The organism is Streptomyces sp. NPDC052701 (assembly GCF_040678355.1).
In the GTDB taxonomy this organism is placed as follows: Bacteria; Actinomycetota; Actinomycetes; order Streptomycetales; family Streptomycetaceae; genus Streptomyces.
The window spans coordinates 219,861-233,094 of sequence record NZ_JBFATO010000002.1 but is presented as its reverse complement, the minus strand read 5'-3'; the positions used below and the strand labels follow the sequence as shown (position 1 = coordinate 233,094).

The window sequence follows — 13,234 nt, the reverse complement described above, 5'->3', positions numbered from 1 at the left end:
CGACGTGTGTTCCCCCTCTTTTTTCTTTCGCCGCTGCCCTCCGGGGTGTTCCTCCGGCGTCCGCGGCGCGGGGAGAGCGGGCCGCTCCCCCGCGCGCGACGGCCGCCCCGGACCGCCGCGGGCCGCCGCGGGCCGGCGGCCTCAGGCCGTGCGCGCCGTGCCCGTGCCCAGCTCCGCGTCCAGGGCGTACACGCAGCGGTCCTTGCTGCAGGCGTACACGACCCCGTCCCGGACGACCGGGGAGCCGGTGATCTCGCCGCCCGTGGCCAGCTTCCAGCGCAGCCGGCCGTCGTCGGCCTTCAGGGTGTAGAGGAGGTGGTCCGTGGAGCCGAAGTGGATACGGCCCTCCGCCACCGCCGGGGCTCCCACGATGTCGCCGCCCGCCTGGAAGCGCCACTTGGGGGTGCCGGTGACGGCGTCGAGCGTGTACAGGCCCTTGCCGCTGCCGACGTGGACGTGGCCCGCGGCCACCAGGACGGGCTCGACCGAGGCCCGGGCCTCCGTCGCGATGCGCCAGCGGTCGCGGCCGTCGGCGGCGTCGAGGGCGTACACCGTGCCGAGGTAGTCGGCGAGGTAGACGCCGCCGCCGGTCACGGCCGGGCCCGGCACGAAGGCGGGCGGGGACAGGAAGACCGCCGGGGCCTCGAAGTGCCACTTCACGTGCCCGCCCGCCACGTCCAGGGCGAGGACGCGGGTGCCGGCGGAGACGTACACGTAGCCGTCCGGGGCCTGGACGAGCCGGACCGGTACGCCGCCGCAGGAGGCCGCGTCGCCGATCGGGTACGACCAGCGCTCGTCGCCCGTGCGGGCGTCCAGGGCCCTGAGCCGGGCGTCCTGCCAGACGTACACCGTGCCGTCGTGGAGGGCCGGGCCCGCCTCCGGGGACTCGAAGTCGCTCTGGCAGCCGGTGACCTCCCACAGTTTCCGGCCGTTCGCGGCCTCCCAGCCCTGCACGCCGCCGCCGCGGGTGCCGGTGACGACCGTGCCGCGGTCGGCCTTGAGCGAGTACACCCAGGCGTCCGTCTGCAGGCGCCACAGGTCGGTGCCCTCGCGGGCGTCCAGGGCGAAGAGGGTGGGCCCGTCGGAGGCGTGGACGCGGCCGTCGGCGACCGCCATCGACCAGGCGACGTCCCGGGTCTTGAAGCGGCGTCGGCCGGTGGCGACGTCCAGGGCGTGCACCTCGAAGGAGGTGACGTACACCAGGTCGCCGGCGACGGAGGGGGTGCCCCAGAGGTCGTTGGACATGCGGAAGCGCCAGGGCCGCCAGCCGCTCGCCTGCTCGGGCGGCGCGGGCGGGGCCGGGGGCGCGGGGACGGCGGGGTCGGCGCCGTTGACGCCGGGGCGCGGCTTGGACCAGGAGGCGGCCAGGGCGGCCTCCGGCGGGGGCGCCTGGACGGCGGCGGCGCGGACCCGGGCGACGCGCGGCCCGGGGCCGATGGGCACCGGGGCGCCGGCCAGCCGCACGGGGCCGGTGTCGGGCGCGCCGGCCGGCACGGACACCGGAGCGGGCACCGGAGCGGGTCCCGGCGGCGGGGCCGGGACGACCGGGTCGTGCGGGGGCGGCGGCGGGACGGCCGGGGCGGCGGGCCGGGCGGCGGGCGTCTGCTTGACCGGCGGGCGTCCGTTGCGACGCGCCTCGATCAGGCCGACCGCCCGCTCGGGCAGCCACGCGGACGCCGTGCCGCTGTCGTCGGAGCCGGAGCCGAACAGGTGCGGGGCGAGCTGGGCCTGGAGGTCGGCGGGGGTGGGCCGGGCCGCGGGGTCCATCTGCATGCAGGACTCGATCAGCGGGCGCAGCTCGTCCGGGAGGCCGTCGAGGTCCGGGCCCTCGCGCAGCAGCATGAAGACCGTCTCGACGGGGTTGGCGCCGTGGAAGGGGGCGTGTCCGGTGGCCGCGAAGACGAGGGTGGAGCCCAGCGAGAACACGTCGCTGGCGCCGGTGACGCTGCGCGAGTCCTTGGCCTGCTCGGGCGACATGTAGGCGGGCGTGCCGACGGCGACGTTCGTCATCGTCAGACGCGTGTTGGAGACGCCGGAGGCGATGCCGAAGTCGATCACCCGGGGGCCGTCCTCGACGACGAGGACGTTGGAGGGCTTCAGGTCGCGGTGGACCAGCCCGGCGCCGTGGATCGACTGGAGGGCCTCGGCGACGCCCGCCGCCAGCCAGCGCACCGCCTGGGCCGGCAGCGGCCCGCACTCGTTCACTATCTCCTCGAGGGAGGGCGCGGGGACGTACGCGGTGGCCAGCCACGGCACGGCGGCGCGCGGGTCGGCGTCGACGACGGCCGCCGTGTAGAAGCCGGAGACCGCCCGGGCCGCCTCCACCTCGCGGGTGAAGCGGACCCGGAAGAGCTGGTCCTCGGCCAGCTCGGTGCGGACCGTCTTGATCGCCACGCGCCGGCCGGACGCCGAGCGCGCGAGATAGACCAGCCCCATGCCGCCGGCACCCAGCCGTCCCAGCACCTCGAACGGCCCGATCCGCCGCGGATCGTGCTGCGTCAGCTGATCCACCACTTGCCTGCCACCTCCCCGTACGAGCCGCGCCGGTCACATCTGTACGCGACCCCGTGCAGCGTCTCACCACCGCACCGCCATGGCGGCACGCACCCCGATTCTTCCTGTCCGGAGCGCTGGTTGCGAACCCGGTGAGAAAAAGGGTGTCCAGCACCATATACGGAGGAAAAAGGGCCGAGAAGCGGCAGCTCAGCGGCGCAGCAGGGCGAACGACGCCCCCTGGTCGTCGGTGACGACGGCGACCGTGCCGTAACTCGTCCCGAAGGGCGGCGCCTGGACGCGCCCGCCGAGCCGGGTCACCTCCTCCAGCGCGGCCGGGACGTCCCGCACGGCGAAGTGGACGAGGAAGTGGGGCGGCATCTCGGGCGGGAAGACGTCGGAGACCGGGGCGCGGCCGAAGTCGGGCCCGGCGCCCGCCCCGGACAGGGCGTCGCGGAAGAGGCCGCCGTAGAAGTCGTCGGCCGCCCCGGTGTCGCGGGTGTACAGCTCGGCCCAGGCGAAGGTGCCCGGCTCGCGGCGCCTGCCGAAGCCGGGGTGGCCGCCCGGCTGCCAGAGCGCGAAGACGGCGCCCTGGGGGTCGGCGACCAGGGCGGTGACGCCCAGTCCGTCGACCGGCAGGGGCGCGGAGACGACCTGCCCGCCGGCCGCGCGGACGCGGCCGGCCAGCGCCGCGGCGTCCGGGGTCGCGAAGTACACCGTCCAGGTGGTGGGCAGCCGGCCGTCCGTCTTGGGTACGAGCGCGGCGACGGGCTCGCCGTCCTTCAGCGCCCAGACGGCGAAGCCGGTCCGCGCCTCGAAGGTCCACCCGAAGAGCGCGCCGTAGAACCGCTTGCCCGCCTCGACGTCGGGCAGCTGCGCGTCCAGCCAGCAGGGGACGCCCTCTCCGTACATCGATGCGCTGTTTTCGGCCATGCCGTCAAAGTAACCGCGCCGCGCGCAGCCCGCAGACCAGGCACATCAGCCTCCGCATCCCCACGCACCCCATTTGCAGGCGGCCGAATCGCGTCCCCATCACGCGTCGGTAAGCTGACTGCATGACAGGACAAGTGCGTACCGTCGACGGCCGGGTGGCCGGCCGGCGCGGGCAGGCGACCCGGCAGAAGCTGCTGGACTGCCTCAGCGAGATGCTCAGTTCCTCTCCGTACCGGGACGTCAAGGTCATCGACGTCGCCCGGAAGGCAGGCACCTCGCCCGCGACCTTCTACCAGTACTTCCCGGACGTCGAGGGCGCCGTCCTGGAGATAGCCGAGCAGACGGCCGCCGAGAGCGCCGGGCTGACGCAGCTGCTGCAGGGACGGTCATGGACCGGCAGGGCGGGCTGGCAGACCGCGCAGGAACTCGTGGACGGCTTCCTGGAGTTCTGGCGCGCCAACGAGGCGATCCTGCGCGTGGTCGACCTCGGTGCCGCCGAGGGCGACAAGCGCTTCTACAAGCTCCGCATGAAGATCCTCAACTCGGTGAACGGCTCCCTCGCGGACACCGTGACCGAGCTGCGCTCCAAGGGCAAGGTCGACAAGGACGTGAACCCGGCGGCGGTGGCCGGTTCGGTCGTGACGATGCTCGCGGCCGCGGCCTCGCACCAGAAGGGCTTCTCCACCTGGGGCGTCAAGCAGGCCGAACTCAAGCCGAACCTCGCACTGTTGGTGCATCTGGGCATCACCGGGAAGAAGCCGACCCGGTAGCCCGGTCCGGCGCGTCCCGCGCTCAAGTCCTGTCTGGCAGGCGGTGGTCCACCCGGGTGGACCGCCGCCTGTCGCGTTTCCCCGGCGCCCGCTAGGCGGGCAGCGGGCGGTCCTTGACCACGTGCTTCATCACCAGCGTGGACGTCAGCCGCTGCACCCCCGGCAGGGTGGCGAGCCGTTCGTCGTAGAGCCGCTGGTAGGCCGCGAGGTCGGCGGCCACCACCCGGAGCAGGTAGTCCGGCTCCCCGAACAGCCGCTGCGCCTCCACCACCTCCGCGACCTCGCCCACCGCCCGCTCGAACCCGACGACCGTGTCCCGGTCCTCCTGCCGCATGGAGACGAAGACCAGCGCCTCGAAGGCCAGCCCGACGGCGGACGGGTCCACCACCGCCCGGTAGCCGCTGATCGCCCCCGACCGCTCCAGCTCGCGCAGCCGCCGGTGGCAGGGCGAGACGCTCAGCCGCACCCGCGCGGCCAGCTCGGTCACGGTCAGTCGCCCGTCCTGCTGGAGCTCCGCAAGAATCTTCCGGTCCACGTCGTCTATGGGGAAGATTCTGCCCCGGTGTGCGAGAAAGCGGAGAAACTTCGGGAACACTTTCGGGCCGGATCCGCCTAATGTCCCCGCCATGGACTCCGCAACACTCCTCTCCTTCCTCGCCGTGGACCTGCTGCTGGTGTGCGTACCGGGTGCGGACTGGGCGTACACGATCTCGGCCGGGCTGCGCGGCCGGTCGGTCCTCCCGGCGGTCGGAGGCCTGGTGACCGGATACGCCCTGCACACGGTGCTGGCGGCGGCCGGGCTGGCGGTGCTGGTGGCCGGGTCGCCCGTGCTGCTCACCGTGCTGACGGTGGCGGGGGCGGCGTACCTGGTGCGGCTCGGCTGGGGCGTGCTGCGCCGGCCGGGCACCCCGGGCGCGGACGGGGCGGCCGTCGCGGCGAGCGGCGCCCGCGCCTTCCTGCGCGGGGCCGCGATCAGCGGCCTGAACCCCAAGGGGCTGCTGCTCTACCTCTCCGTCCTGCCGCAGTTCCTGGTGACCGGCGGCACCGCGCACCTGCCCGTGCCGGCGCAGACCGGCGTGCTGGGACTGCTGCACATGGGGTGCTGCGCCGCCGTCTACCTCACGGTCGGCGGCGCGGCGCGCGCCGTCCTCGGGGCGCGTCCGGCCGCGGCCCGGGCGGTGGTGCGCACCTCGGGCGCGGCGATGCTCGGCATCGGGGCCCTGCTCCTCGTCCAGCGCCTGGCGACCCTGTAGGGGCCCGCCCGCGGACGAGCCCGGACGCCCGGGCCGCCCGGACCGGCGGAGGGGGAACATCCACACCCGTCAGGGGTGTTGGCACAGGGAGGAAGGCCGACGAAGCCCGAGCCCGGAGGACAGCGACATGGCCCTGAGCCGCGAAGAGCGCGAGAAGTTCCTGGCCGAACCCCACATCGCCGCGCTGGCGGTGGACGCGGGCCCGGGCCGGGCCCCGCTCACCGTGCCGATCTGGTACCAGTACGAGCCCGGCGGCGACGCCTGGATCATGACCGGGCGGGACTCCCGCAAGTACCGGCTGATCCAGGCGGCGGGCCGGTTCTCCCTGATGGCCGACCGGCAGGAGCCCACCATCCGGTACGTGTCGGTGGAGGGGCCGGTCGTCGGGACGGCCCCCGCCACCGCCGAGCAGCTCCGGGAGATCTCGGCCCGCTACCTGCCCGCCGAGGTGGTCGACTCCTACGTGGAGTACTCCCTGGAGAACCACGGCGAGCAGGTGGTCGTCCGCATGCGGCCCGAGCGCTGGGTCTCCTCCGACCTCGGCGCGGTCTCCGACTACGGCCCCGAGGGAGCCGGGCCCGCGTGACAATCGTGGAGTGAAAACGGATCTTCATCAGCTGCTGCGGTCCCTGCGGGTGTGGGACCCGGAGGTCACCGAGCTGCCGCCCTTCGACCCGGCCGCCGCGCCCGCCGACCCGCTGCCCCTGTTCGCGCGGTGGTTCGCGGAGGCGGTGGCGGCCGGGCAGCCCGAGCCGCACACCATGTCGCTGGCGACCTCCGACGACGAGGGCCTGCCCGACGTGAGGATCGTGGTGCTGCACGGCGCGGACGCGCACGGCTGGTCCTTCGCGAGCCACACCGGCAGCCGCAAGGGCCGCCACCTCGCCGCCCGCCCGTACGCCGCGCTCTGCTTCTACTGGCCCGTCCTGGGCCGCCAGGTGCGCCTGCGCGGCCCGGTCGCCGTCGCCCCGGCCGAGGAGGCGCAGGCCGATCTGCACGCCCGCTCCACCGGCGCCCTGGCCGCCGCGCTGACCGGACGCCAGAGCGAGGTCCTGGCGTCGGTGGACGAGCTGGCGCGGGCCTCCGAGGCGGCCTGGGAACGGGCCCGCCGCGAGCCCGAGACCCCCGCCCCGTCCTGGACCCTCTACCGGCTCCGGCCGCAGGAGGCGGAGTTCTTCCAGGGCGACGCGGACCGGCGGCACCTGCGGCTGCGCTACCGGCGCGAGGAGGAGGGCTGGGCCCGGGACCTGCTGTGGCCGTGAGCGGTCCCCCGGGACGTCACGCGCCGCTGTCCTCGGCGAGGGTGTGGGCCACCAGCGCGTTGGCGTGGCCGTGGCCGAGGCCGTGCTCGGTCTTGAGCCAGGTCACGAGCTCCATGTGCTTCGTCAGGGGCGAGGAGCGGATGAGGTCCTTCCACTCCGCGACCGGGCGGCCGTACTTCTTCTCGATGGAGGGGAAGTAGGAGGCGGGGCCCTTCACGGGTGCGGTCATGGCGGGGTTCCTTTCTGCGGTGTCACCCGTACGACCGGAGGAGCGGCGCGGACCGATCGATCCTGTGGGGTGATCCGCGTCACACCCTCCGGACGGCCGCACCGCCCCGCGCAGGGTGCCCCCGCAGGCGAATCCGCGGCGCCCGGCGACCCGGCCGGACCCCACCTCTCCTCCCCCGCTCGTGACCGATCCGCCCACAGCCGTGATCAATCCGCAACCGATTCCGGTCTTGACCGAGACCCATCAAGCGGGTGCGTGGCTACGCTCGCGCCCATGGCCGACTCCACAGCGTCCGCACCACCGGCGGTGCCGCATCCCGCCGACCGCCCCGTCTACGTCGTCGGCGGCGGCCCCGGCGGGCTCTCCGTCGCGTACGCACTGCGCGCCCGGGGCATCCGGGCCGTCGTCCTGGAGAAGTCCGACCGCGTCGGGGCGTCCTGGCGGCGCCACTACGACCGGCTGCGCCTGCACACCACCCGGCGCCTGTCGAGCCTGCCCGGGCTGCCCATGCCCCGCCGGTTCGGACGGTGGGTGTCCCGGGACGACGTGGTGCGCTACCTGGAGAAGTACGCCGAGCACCACCGGCTGGAGATCGTCACCGGCGTGGAGGTCTCCCGCGTCGAGCGCACGCCCGACGGCACCGGCTGGCTGCTGCGCGCCACCGGGGGCCGGGAGCTGACCGGCGCCGCGGTCGTCGTCGCCACCGGCCACAACCACACCCCGCGCGTCCCGGACTGGCCCGGCCGCGCCACCTACCGCGGCGAGTTCCTGCACGCCTGCGCCTACCACAACGCCGAGCCCTTCGCCGGCCGTGACGTCCTCGTCGTGGGCGCCGGCAACACCGGCGCCGAGATCGCCGTCGACCTGGCGGAGGGCGGCGCCCGCCGGGTGCGGCTGTCGGTGCGCACCGCCCCGCACATCGTGCGCCGCTCCACCGCGGGCTGGGCCGCCCAGTACTCGGGCGTGCTGGTACGGCACCTGCCGGCCCGGCTCGTCGACCGGCTGGCCCGGCCGCTGGCCCGGCTCAGCGTGCCGGACCTGTCGGCCCACGGCCTGCCCCGCCCCGGCACCGGCCTGCTCAGCCGGGCCGCCCAAGGTGCCGTCCCGGTCCAGGACGTCGGCCTGATCGACGCGGTGCGCAGGGGCAGGGTCGAGGTCGTGGCCGCCGTGGAGGGCTTCGAGGACGGCAAGGTCGCCCTCGCCGACGGCAGCCGCGTCGAACCGGACGCCGTCGTCGCCGCCACCGGTTACGTCCGCACCCTGGAAGGGCTCGTCGGGCACCTCGGCGTGCTCGACGAGCGCGGCAGACCGGTGGTGCGCGGCGCCCGCACCCCGCGGGACGCGCCCGGCCTGTACTTCACCGGCTTCACCAACCCCATCAGCGGCATGCTCCGCGAACTGGCCGTCGACGCACGGAAGATCGCGAAGGCCATCGCCCGGGACGACACGGGGGCGGTGTCCCGGCTGCCGCGGTGAGCGCCCGCGCGGGCCCGGCCGCCCCCGCGCGAGCGGGGCCGCCCCCGCGGCGCCCGCGGGACGCCGGAAGCGGACGCGTTCAGGACGCGTTCAGGACACGGCCGGCGACAGCGGCCCCGACGGCCGGCGCCGGATCACCAGCGCCATGAGCGCGGCCGCCGCGCACAGGGCCCCGGAGGCGTACCAGACGACGTCGTACGAGCCGAAGGCGTCGCGGGCGACGCCGCCGAGGAAGGCGACGAGGGCGGCGCCGACCTGGTGGGAGGCCAGCACCCAGCCGAAGACGATCGCGCTGTCCTCGCCGTACTGCTCCCGGCACAGGGCCAGGGTGGGCGGCACGGTGGCGACCCAGTCCAGGCCGTAGAAGACGATGAAGAACACCATCGGCAGGTGGACGCCGAGCGGCAGCAGCATCGGCAGGAAGAGCAGCGAGACGCCGCGCAGCGCGTAGTAGACCGCGAGCAGGCGGCGCGGTTCGAAGCGGTCGGTGAACCAGCCGGAGGCGATGGTGCCGACCACGTCGAACACGCCGATGACGGCGAGCAGGGAGGCGGCGGCGGTCAGGGGGATGTCGTGGTCGTGGGCGGCGGGCACGAAGTGGGTCTGGATCAGGCCGTTGGTCGAGGCGCCGCAGATCGCGAAGGTGCCGGCCAGCAGCCAGAACGGGCCGGTGCGCACGGCCGAGAACAGCACGCCCACCGCGCGGCGCGCGGCGCCCGGCACCGGCGCGGGCTTCGGCACGAACTCCCGCGCGCCGTAGGGCTTCTGACCCAGGTCCGCGGGGTGGTCGTGGAGCAGGAGCCAGACGAACGGCACGACCGCGAGGGCGGCGAGGGCGACCGTGACGGCGGCCGGGCGCCAGTCGTGCCTCTCGACGATCCAGGACAGCAGGGGGAGGAAGACCAGCTGCCCGGAGGCCGAGGCGGCGGTGAGGATGCCGCTGACCAGGCCGCGCCGCTCGGTGAACCAGCGGTCGGTGACCGTCGCGGCGAACGCCAGCGCCATGGAGCCGGAGCCGAGGCCGACGAGCAGGCCCCAGCAGAGCATCAGCTGCCAGGCCGAGGTCATCCACACCGTGGCGCCCGAGCCGATCGCGATCACGGTCAGCGCGCCGGCGACCACCCGGCGGATGCCGAAGCGGTCCATCAGCGCCGCCGCGAACGGGGCCGTCAGCCCGTACAGCGCGAGGTTGACGGAGACCGCGGCGCCGATGGTGCCGCGCGACCAGCCGAACTCCCGGTGCAGCGGGTCGATGAGCAGCCCGGGCAGGGAGCGGAAGGCGGCGGCGCCGATGATCGTCACGAAGGTGACGGCGGCGACGAACCAGGCGCGGTGCAGCGAGGTCGTGCGGCTGCGCCGCGGGCGCGGGCGGGAGGGCTCCGGCTTCCGGCCGGCTGTCGTGGCGTCACTTGTCTGGGTCACGCCCTAGAGCTTCCGGCCCGCGGCCGGCCGCATCGAGTGGCCCGGAAGACAGCATTCGCTAGGATCGGGCCATGACCCCTGGACCAGGCGGGCCGGATGCGGCCGACGGGCCCCCCTTCCGTCCGCACCGCGTCGTCGTCCTCGCCCTGGACGGGCTGCTCCCCTTCGAACTGGGCATCCCGCACCGGATCTTCGGCCGCCCCAAGGACGCCCGGGGCCGGCACCTGTACGAGGTGGTCACCTGCTCCGTCCGGCCGCCCGGCCCGGTCCGGACCGACGCCGACTTCGCCATCCACGTCGGCAACGGCCCGGAGGCCCTGGCCACCGCCGACACCGTGATCGTCCCGGCCTCCTACGAACTCGGCCCGGTCTTCGAGCAGGGCGTGCTGACCGACGAACTGGCCGCCGCGCTCGCGCACGTCCGGCCCGGCACCCGGCTCGCCTCCATCTGCACCGGCGTCTACGTCCTGGCCGCCGCCGGCCGCCTCGACGGCCGCCCCGCCACCACCCACTGGGCCGACGCCGAACGCCTCCAGCGGCTCTTCCCGCGCGTCAGGGTCGACCCGGACGTGCTGTTCATCGACGACGGCGACGTGCTGACCTCCGCGGGCGTCGCCGCGGGCATCGACCTGTGCCTGCACATCGTGCGCCGCGACCACGGCGCCGCCGTCGCCAACGACGTGGCGCGCCGCACGGTCGTGCCGCCGCACCGCGACGGCGGGCAGGCCCAGTACATCCAGCGGCCGGTGCCCGATCCGCAGCAGGCGTCCACGACCGCCGCCCGCGCCTGGGCGCTCGGCCACCTCCACGAGCCGGTCCAGCTGCGGGACATGGCCGCGCAGGAGTCCATGTCCGTGCGGACCTTCACCCGCCGCTTCCGCGAGGAGGTCGGCGTCAGCCCGGGGCAGTGGCTCACCCAGCAGCGCGTGGAACGGGCCCGGCACCTGCTGGAGACCACCGGCCTGTCCGTCGACCGGGTGGCCCGCGACGCGGGCTTCGGCACGGCCCAGTCGATGCGCCGGCACCTACAGGCGGCGCTCGGCGTCACCCCGACCGCGTATCGCCGGACCTTCCGGGCCGGAAGGTCCGCGGGGGCGGGTGCCGGGCGCGGGGACACCGGGGATCCGGGGAGCGCCGGCGCCGGCGGAAGCCACGCCGTCCGGACCGGGGGCACCACCGCCCGGGCCTGAAGCCGCCCGGGCGTTCGCGCGCCAGGAGGACCGGCCCCAAGGAGCCCGTGGCCACGGGCGGCGGGCGGCCGCGGCGGTCGCGGACCAGATCAGGACTTGTTCGGATGCGGCGTCGCGGCAGGTCGCGCGATGACGGCAGGAGGCGGGGCCGGCGACGCCCCAGCCGCTTTCCGGGCTTGTGGACGACCCGCCCCGCCGGCCTGTGGAAAACCGCCGTCGGGGCCCGTGCGCAGGCCGGGGGCCGGTACGCGCGCGCCGTCCGCCCCGCGCCCGGGTCTTCCGCCGGGCGGTCGTGTCTCGAAAAGTTGTCCACATCCTGTGGAGAAGAAGGAGGCCCGCTCCGGGGCCCGGCGTCGGCGGGGCGGCCGGCGGCGCGGCTCCCCCACTGCGCCCGCGCGCGCCGCCACCCGGCTCCGGCGTTCCCGCCCCGGCCCCCCGGACCCGGGGGAGCCGACGCCGCCACGCGACCCGCACTCGCCGAGGGCTCCCGTCGTCGGCCCTCGCCGTCCCCTCACGGCGAATCGCTGACCTCAAGCGTGATCAGGCGGTCACAGGGCGTCAACACCCGTTCGGCGATTCATCCCTTGCGTCCCGATCGCTGCGGGCGCGCACGGAAGCACGTCCCGGCGCACCCCCGCACGTCCCGGCACCCGCGGCCGGTCTCCGTGCCCCCGTGCCCCCGTGCACCCGCCGCACCGCACCACCGCGCCGCGCTACACGGCCTCGTACGCCAGCCCTTCGAGGCCCACCGGGCCGCCGCCGTACACCGGCGCGCCGCCCCCGCACGCCGCGATCCTCTCGCGCGGCCGCGCGCACCGGTCCAGTTCGCACCAGATGCGCTTGCCGGCGCCCTCGGCGCTCCAGCCCCAGCGGTCGGCGAGGCCGTCGACGAGGGCGAGGCCGCGGCCGCCGGTGGCGTCACCGTCCGCGCACCGCGGCACCGGGGCCCGGCCGCTGCGGTCGGCGACCTCCAGGCGGACGGTGGCCCCCTCCACCGCCGCGCCCGGCAGGGACAGCCGCAGCACGGCGGGGCAGCCGGTGTGCACCACGGCGTTGGTGACCAGTTCGGAGACCAGCAGGATCAGCGTCTCGGCGAGCGGTTCGTCGGCCTGTATCCCGGACCCGGCCAGACGCGAGCGGGTCCACCGCCGGGCCCGACCCACCTCCGCGGGGTCGGGCCGGATCTCCAGCTGCACTTGAAGCACCTGCACCGCTCACACCATCCGAACCGGCGGACACTTAGGCTCGCGCCTCACGAGGGCCACGATCGTAGCCATTCTCTGTAGGGCCGGGACAACGGCCGGGGCACGGTTCACGGACCGTGAATTCCTTGTGCGACAGCATGGTTGACGTACAGTCACCCCAACAAGCGCTTCGGGCATATTCCAGCGCGAAGGAGTACCTGTGCGGCATACTGTGCGACGCCCGCCGCAGCGAGTCGAACAGGCGGCGGCCCACGGCCGTATCGCCCTGCGAGCAGCAGGGCGCACCGGCGATCGAGGAATCGCCCCCGGAGCAACTCCGGCGCGGGGCGTGCTCAGAACCACTCGCATCCCACACAAGGTACCGGAGCGGGCCGCCGACTCCGGGCCGTGACGAGTCACCCGTGGGACACGAGCCGATGCCAACGCTCCGTGATCACCGGGTGCCACGATCCGCGACATCCGCCGGGGCGGGTTCCGTGACGTCGCAGCCGGCGGGCCGATCCCGGCGTTTCCGCCGCCGGAACGCCACGATCAACTCCTCACTCTCCGTGAGGAAATCTGTACGGCGAGCCCGTCCCCCGGGACCGCTCCGGGAGCCGGCGGGCGCCGGATGCGCAGGTGAGGCCCGTGCCGCCGGGCACCCCGAGACGGTCGCGGGCGCCGCGCACCGCGCCCTCGCCGGCGAGCGGCCGGGCCGGGGCGGTGCCGGCCCGGACCGGCGGCCGGCCGCGCCGCGGCACGGACCGCGTCCACGGGCGCCGGCCGTCCCCGCGCGGATGCGCCGGCGCTCACAGGGCCCCCGGCCGGCCGCCGTAACTGCTCAGCCGTCCGGGCGTGTTGCGCGGCCCGGTCCGGCTCCCGCCGCGGCCCGCCGGGGACGCCACCAGGCCCCGGCGGACGGGAAGTCCGAGGACCGGCCGGACACCGGGCGCGGGAGCGGACGCGCGCGGTGGCCGAACACCCGGCCAGGTCCGGGCCGTTGGCGCCGCGGACGGTGGCGC

12 protein-coding genes are annotated in these 13,234 nt (G+C 75.3%); 6 read left to right on the top strand and 6 right to left on the bottom strand.

Annotation, left to right across the window (positions count from 1 at the left end; translation table 11 throughout):
* Positions 1-141: 141 nt before the first annotated feature.
* Complete coding sequence (locus tag AB0L29_RS04150; protein ID WP_365823103.1) at positions 142-2,514, bottom strand: serine/threonine-protein kinase; 2,373 nt, start codon at positions 2,512-2,514, stop codon at positions 142-144.
* A gap of 189 nt (positions 2,515-2,703) precedes the next feature.
* Positions 2,704-3,426, bottom strand: a complete 723-nt coding sequence (locus tag AB0L29_RS04145) for a VOC family protein (RefSeq protein ID WP_365823101.1) — start codon at positions 3,424-3,426, stop codon at positions 2,704-2,706.
* 122 nt (positions 3,427-3,548) lie between these two features.
* Between AB0L29_RS04145 and AB0L29_RS04140 the strand changes: the two genes are divergently transcribed.
* On the top strand, positions 3,549-4,196 hold the full coding sequence (locus AB0L29_RS04140; RefSeq protein WP_365823099.1) for a TetR family transcriptional regulator: 648 nt from the start codon (positions 3,549-3,551) through the stop codon (positions 4,194-4,196).
* A gap of 91 nt (positions 4,197-4,287) precedes the next feature.
* On the opposite strand, the gene AB0L29_RS04135 is transcribed toward AB0L29_RS04140, so the two are convergent.
* Positions 4,288-4,740: an Lrp/AsnC family transcriptional regulator gene (locus tag AB0L29_RS04135; protein ID WP_365823429.1), complete on the bottom strand. Its 453-nt coding sequence runs from the start codon at positions 4,738-4,740 to the stop codon at positions 4,288-4,290.
* 82 nt (positions 4,741-4,822) lie between these two features.
* Between AB0L29_RS04135 and AB0L29_RS04130 the strand changes: the two genes are divergently transcribed.
* The 3 genes from AB0L29_RS04130 to AB0L29_RS04120 all read left to right on the top strand — a co-directional run bounded on the left by AB0L29_RS04130 (position 4,823) and on the right by AB0L29_RS04120 (position 6,711).
* Positions 4,823-5,449 (top strand): LysE family translocator, encoded by a 627-nt coding sequence (locus tag AB0L29_RS04130; RefSeq protein WP_365823097.1) that lies wholly within the window; start codon positions 4,823-4,825, stop codon positions 5,447-5,449.
* A 127-nt stretch (positions 5,450-5,576) separates the two neighbouring features.
* On the top strand, positions 5,577-6,035 hold the full coding sequence (locus tag AB0L29_RS04125; protein WP_365823095.1) for a pyridoxamine 5'-phosphate oxidase family protein: 459 nt from the start codon (positions 5,577-5,579) through the stop codon (positions 6,033-6,035).
* A 10-nt stretch (positions 6,036-6,045) separates the two neighbouring features.
* The gene (locus AB0L29_RS04120) at positions 6,046-6,711 is read left to right on the top strand and encodes a pyridoxal 5'-phosphate synthase (protein ID WP_365823093.1); all 666 of its coding nucleotides are present in this window, start codon (positions 6,046-6,048) and stop codon (positions 6,709-6,711) included.
* A 16-nt stretch (positions 6,712-6,727) separates the two neighbouring features.
* On the opposite strand, the gene AB0L29_RS04115 is transcribed toward AB0L29_RS04120, so the two are convergent.
* Entirely contained in the window at positions 6,728-6,940 is a 213-nt protein-coding gene (locus AB0L29_RS04115) for a DUF4287 domain-containing protein (RefSeq protein ID WP_365823091.1), read from the bottom strand.
* Between the two features lie 273 nt (positions 6,941-7,213).
* Between AB0L29_RS04115 and AB0L29_RS04110 the strand changes: the two genes are divergently transcribed.
* The gene (locus AB0L29_RS04110; protein ID WP_365823089.1) at positions 7,214-8,416 is read left to right on the top strand and encodes an NAD(P)/FAD-dependent oxidoreductase; all 1,203 of its coding nucleotides are present in this window, start codon (positions 7,214-7,216) and stop codon (positions 8,414-8,416) included.
* Positions 8,417-8,506: 90 nt separating this feature from the next.
* On the opposite strand, the gene AB0L29_RS04105 is transcribed toward AB0L29_RS04110, so the two are convergent.
* Positions 8,507-9,838, bottom strand: coding sequence for an MFS transporter (locus tag AB0L29_RS04105; RefSeq protein ID WP_365823087.1), 1,332 nt, complete (start codon positions 9,836-9,838; stop codon positions 8,507-8,509).
* 71 nt (positions 9,839-9,909) lie between these two features.
* On the opposite strand from AB0L29_RS04105, the gene AB0L29_RS04100 reads away from it, so the two are divergent.
* Positions 9,910-11,028: a helix-turn-helix domain-containing protein gene (locus tag AB0L29_RS04100; RefSeq protein ID WP_365823085.1), complete on the top strand. Its 1,119-nt coding sequence runs from the start codon at positions 9,910-9,912 to the stop codon at positions 11,026-11,028.
* A gap of 713 nt (positions 11,029-11,741) precedes the next feature.
* On the opposite strand, the gene AB0L29_RS04095 is transcribed toward AB0L29_RS04100, so the two are convergent.
* The gene (locus AB0L29_RS04095) at positions 11,742-12,224 is read right to left on the bottom strand and encodes an ATP-binding protein (protein ID WP_365823427.1); all 483 of its coding nucleotides are present in this window, start codon (positions 12,222-12,224) and stop codon (positions 11,742-11,744) included.
* Positions 12,225-13,234: the final 1,010 nt, after the last annotated feature.

What these genes read in the sequence shown, in the direction of transcription:
- AB0L29_RS04145 (WP_365823101.1), bottom strand. Translation starts at nt 3,426, where the DNA reads ATGGCCGAAAACAGCGCATCGATGTACGGAGAGGGCGTCCCCTGCTGG.
- AB0L29_RS04140 (WP_365823099.1), top strand. Translation starts at nt 3,549, where the DNA reads ATGACAGGACAAGTGCGTACCGTCGACGGCCGGGTGGCCGGCCGGCGC.
- AB0L29_RS04130 (WP_365823097.1), top strand. Translation starts at nt 4,823, where the DNA reads ATGGACTCCGCAACACTCCTCTCCTTCCTCGCCGTGGACCTGCTGCTG.
- AB0L29_RS04125 (WP_365823095.1), top strand. Translation starts at nt 5,577, where the DNA reads ATGGCCCTGAGCCGCGAAGAGCGCGAGAAGTTCCTGGCCGAACCCCAC.
- AB0L29_RS04115 (WP_365823091.1), bottom strand. Translation starts at nt 6,940, where the DNA reads ATGACCGCACCCGTGAAGGGCCCCGCCTCCTACTTCCCCTCCATCGAG.
- AB0L29_RS04110 (WP_365823089.1), top strand. Translation starts at nt 7,214, where the DNA reads ATGGCCGACTCCACAGCGTCCGCACCACCGGCGGTGCCGCATCCCGCC.
- AB0L29_RS04100 (WP_365823085.1), top strand. Translation starts at nt 9,910, where the DNA reads ATGACCCCTGGACCAGGCGGGCCGGATGCGGCCGACGGGCCCCCCTTC.